Annotated in this window: 4 protein-coding genes; all 4 read right to left on the bottom strand. The window is 62.8% G+C overall.

Annotated elements, in window-relative coordinates; all coding sequences use genetic code 11:
- Complete coding sequence (locus PMI16_RS20040; protein ID WP_007882925.1) at window positions 1–726, bottom strand: ABC transporter ATP-binding protein; 726 nt, start codon at window positions 724–726, stop codon at window positions 1–3.
- A 129-nt stretch (window positions 727–855) separates the two neighbouring features.
- Window positions 856–1,623 (bottom strand): ABC transporter ATP-binding protein, encoded by a 768-nt coding sequence (locus tag PMI16_RS20035; protein ID WP_007882922.1) that lies wholly within the window; start codon window positions 1,621–1,623, stop codon window positions 856–858.
- 32 nt (window positions 1,624–1,655) lie between these two features.
- Window positions 1,656–2,873 carry an ABC transporter permease subunit gene (locus tag PMI16_RS20030; RefSeq protein WP_007882919.1) on the bottom strand — a complete coding sequence of 406 codons (1,218 nt, stop codon included), beginning with the start codon at window positions 2,871–2,873 and terminating at the stop codon, window positions 1,656–1,658.
- An 88-nt stretch (window positions 2,874–2,961) separates the two neighbouring features.
- Complete coding sequence (locus PMI16_RS20025) at window positions 2,962–3,891, bottom strand: branched-chain amino acid ABC transporter permease (RefSeq protein ID WP_007882916.1); 930 nt, start codon at window positions 3,889–3,891, stop codon at window positions 2,962–2,964.
- Window position 3,892: the final 1 nt, after the last annotated feature.

Here is a 3,892-nt window from a genome sequence, read left to right as displayed (position 1 = left end):
TTACCCCTCGCCCAGATAAGCCGCCTTGACGCGCGGATCGCTGAGCATGTCCCTGGCATTGCCGGTCATGGTGATCAGGCCCGACTCCATCACATAACCGCGGTGCGCCGCCTCCAGCGCCAGCTTGGCGTTCTGCTCCACCAGCAGGATCGTGATCCCCTGCGCCGACACCGTGCGGATCACTTCGAAGATCTTCTCCACCATGATCGGCGACAAACCCATCGACGGTTCGTCCAGCAACAGCAATTTCGGATGGCTCATCAGCGCGCGCGCCATGGCCAGCATCTGCTGTTCCCCGCCCGACAAGGTGCCGGCCATCTGCCCGGCGCGTTCCTTCAACCGCGGGAACACCGTGAACCAGTGCTCGATGTCCTGCGCGATCTGCTGCTTGTCGTCGCTGGTGTAGGCGCCCATGAGCAGGTTTTCGTGGATGCTCATGCGCGTGAAGACGCCGCGCCCTTCCGGCACCATCGCCAGCTTTTGCTGCACCAGGTTGAAGGAGCTTTGGCCCTTCAGGGCCTGACCCAGATAGGTGATGTGGCCGCTGACTTTGCAGTTCGGCAAGGTGCCGGTGACGGCCTTCAGGGTGGTGGTCTTGCCGGCGCCGTTGGCCCCGATCAGGGTCACCAGTTCGCCTTCGTTGACTTCCAGGCTCGCGCCCTTGACGGCCTTGATGCCGCCGTAGGCAACGCTCAGGTCTTCAATTTTTAAGATGTTCGTTGTCATGATGGTTTTCTGAACTCACTGCATCAATTGGAGTGTCGCCCCAGCGAACGCTGGGACCCAGTGTCGTAACAAACGCCGCTACGACGCGGGGTCCTGACTTTCGTCAGGACGACGCAAGGAGAGAAAGGTTTAGTGCGCAGCACCAAGGTATGCCTCAATCACCGCCGGGTTCTTCTGCACGTCCGCCGGCACGCCTTCGGCAATCGGCTTGCCGTAGTCCAGCACCGTCAGGCGATTGCACAGGCCCATCATCAGTTTGACGTCGTGTTCGATCAGCAGGATGGTTTTACCTTCCGCCTGGATTTTTACGAGCAACTCTCGCAGGCCGAGCTTTTCTGTCGCGTTCATGCCCGCTGCCGGTTCGTCCAGCGCCAGCAGTTGCGGTTCGGTGGCCAGCGCGCGGGCAATCTCCAGCCGGCGCTGGTCGCCGTAGGACAGGTGGCGCGCCGTTCTGGCGGCGAACTGGCCGATGCCGACGAAGTCGAGCAGCTTTTGCGATTTCTCTTTGATCTGGGCTTCTTCGTCCCGGGCGGCCTTGTGGCGGAAGACCGCGCCGAAGACGTTTTGTTTGGTGCGGACGTGGCAGCCGACCATGACGTTTTCCAGTACGGTCATGTCGCCAAATAAACGGATGTTCTGGAAGGTGCGGGCGATGCCGGCCTTGGCCACTTCGTGCGGGGCGCTGGGGCTGTAGGGCTTGCCGGCCAGCTCGAAGCTGCCGGTGTCGGGTTGGTACAGGCCGGTGATGACGTTGAAGAAGGTGGTTTTGCCGGCGCCGTTGGGGCCGATCAGGCCGTAAATCTGACCTTGTTCGATGGTGAGACTGACGCCCGAGAGGGCTTGCAGGCCGCCGAAGCGTTTGCTGACGTCGGCGATTTTTAACAGGGTGGTGCTCATTGGTTGGTCCTCTGTGTGCTGTTCGTCGATGATTACGCCTTGACCACGCCGACCGGCTCGTCGCCGTGCGGGTGGTCGGCTTCGGGACGGTCTTCATGGCGCGGCGACGGCCACAGCCCGGCGGGACGGTTGAGCATGATGACGACCATGGCCAGGCCGTAGAGCAGCTGGCGCAGCACTTCGGCGTCTATCCACACGCGGCCGAACAGGCTCATCTGGACCGGTTCGACCACGTGGCGCAGCACTTCGGGCAAGGCGGCGAGGATCACGCCGCCGAGCACGACGCCGGGGATGTGGCCGATGCCGCCCAGCACCACCATGGCGAGCACCGCAATCGATTCGGTCAGGGAGAAGGATTCCGGCGAGACGAAGCCCTGGAAGGAGGCGAACATGGCGCCGGCAATGCCGCCAAACGAGGCGCCCATGGCAAACGCCAGCAGCTTGACGTTGCGCGTGTTGATGCCCATGGCCTTGGCGGCGATTTCGTCTTCGCGAATGGCGACCCAGGCGCGGCCCAGGCGCGAGTCTTGCAGGCGGATGGAGAAGAAGATGACGCCGATGCACAGCAGCAGGAACAGGAAGTAGTAGGCGTTCACCGACGGCAGGCTCAAGCCGAGGAATTTGACGATGGAGCCGGAGCCGGGTTCGCCGGCCAGCGAGACGCCGAAGACGCGGATGGGGTCGATCAGGTTGATGCCTTGCGGCCCGTTGGTGATGTTTACGGGGGCGTTGAGGTTGTTCATGAAGATGCGGATGATTTCGCCGAAGCCGAGCGTGACGATGGCGAGGTAGTCGCCGCGCAGCTTCAGCGTGGGCGCGCCCAGCAGGGCGCCGAACAGGGCGGCGATCAGGGCCGACAGCGGCACGATGATCCACAGCGACAGGTGGATGCCGGTCTGCACGATCTGCGGACCGCAGACCAGGATGAGGAAGTTGCCCACCGCGGGGTAGGTGTTGACGAAGGATTGCAGGACGTCGGCGAACTGCGGCGAGGCCAGCAAGCCGGCGGTGTAGGCGCCGATGGCGTAGAAGGCGATGTAGCCCAGGTCCAGCAGGCCGGCGAAACCCACCACCACGTTCAGGCCCAGGGCCAGCATGATGTAGAGCAGGGCGATGTCCATGATGCGCACCCACGAATTGCCGAACTGGCTGGCAATGAAGGGGAAGGCGATCATGACGATCAGGAGCGCGACCAGGCTGATGTTGGCCTGGCGCGGGTTGCGTTTCTTGTCGAAGCTGAGGAAGGCCATAATTAATGTCTCTCTGTTTGCGTTAGCAAATGGAAAATTCGTTCAGGAGCCGTCGCGAGCACATACGCTGACGGCACCTGAGTCGATGTCAAGCGCGGTCCGCCACGCGCTCACCCATGATGCCGGAGGGACGCAGTGTGAGCACGATGATCAGCACGATGAAGGCGAAGATGTCCTGGTAGTTGCTGCCCAGGAAGTCGCCCGTCAGGTCGCCGATGTAGCCGGCGCCCAGGCTTTCGATCAGGCCCAGCAGGATGCCGCCGAGCATGGCGCCGTAGATGTTGCCGATACCGCCCAGCACCGCTGCCGAGAAGGCCTTCAACCCCGGCACGAAGCCCATGGCGAATTGTGCCGTGGAGTAATTCGCCGCCCACATCACGCCGGCAATCGCGGCCAGGGCGGCGCCGATGACGAAGGTGACGACGATGACGCGATTCGAATCCACGCCCATCAGGCCGGCAATGCGCGGGTTCTCGGCGGTGGCGCGCATGGCCCGGCCCATCTTGGTCTTCTCGACGATGAGGACCAGGCCGATCATGGCGGCCAGCGCCAGCAGCAGCAGCATGATCTGCGTGGGCGAGATCAGGGCGCCGGCGATGTGCACCGGGTCCGACGGCATGATTTGCGGGAACGGCAAGGGGCTGCGGCCCCAGATCATCATGGCCAGCGTTTGCAGCAGGATCGAGACGCCAATGGCGGTGATCAGCGGGGCCAGGCGCGGGGCGTTGCGCAGGGGGCGATAGGCCACCCGCTCGATGATCATGCTGACAATCACGCACACGGGAATGGCGCCGATGATGGCGATGATCAGCTTGACGATGCCGGGCAGACCGGGCGCAACGTGCTGCACCAGTTTCAAGATGCTTAAACCGGCCATCGCCCCGATCATCAGCACGTCCCCGTGCGCAAAATTGATCAGGTTCAAGACCCCGTACACCATCGTGTAGCCCAGCGCGATCAGGGCGTACATGCTACCCAACACCAGGCCGTTGATGATTTGCTGGATGAATATGTCCATA

This window comes from Herbaspirillum sp. CF444 (assembly GCF_000282135.1).
GTDB lineage: Bacteria > Pseudomonadota > Gammaproteobacteria > Burkholderiales > Burkholderiaceae_D > Herbaspirillum.
Note: the sequence above shows the minus strand (reverse complement) of the source record. Positions and strands in the feature narration are given on the sequence as shown.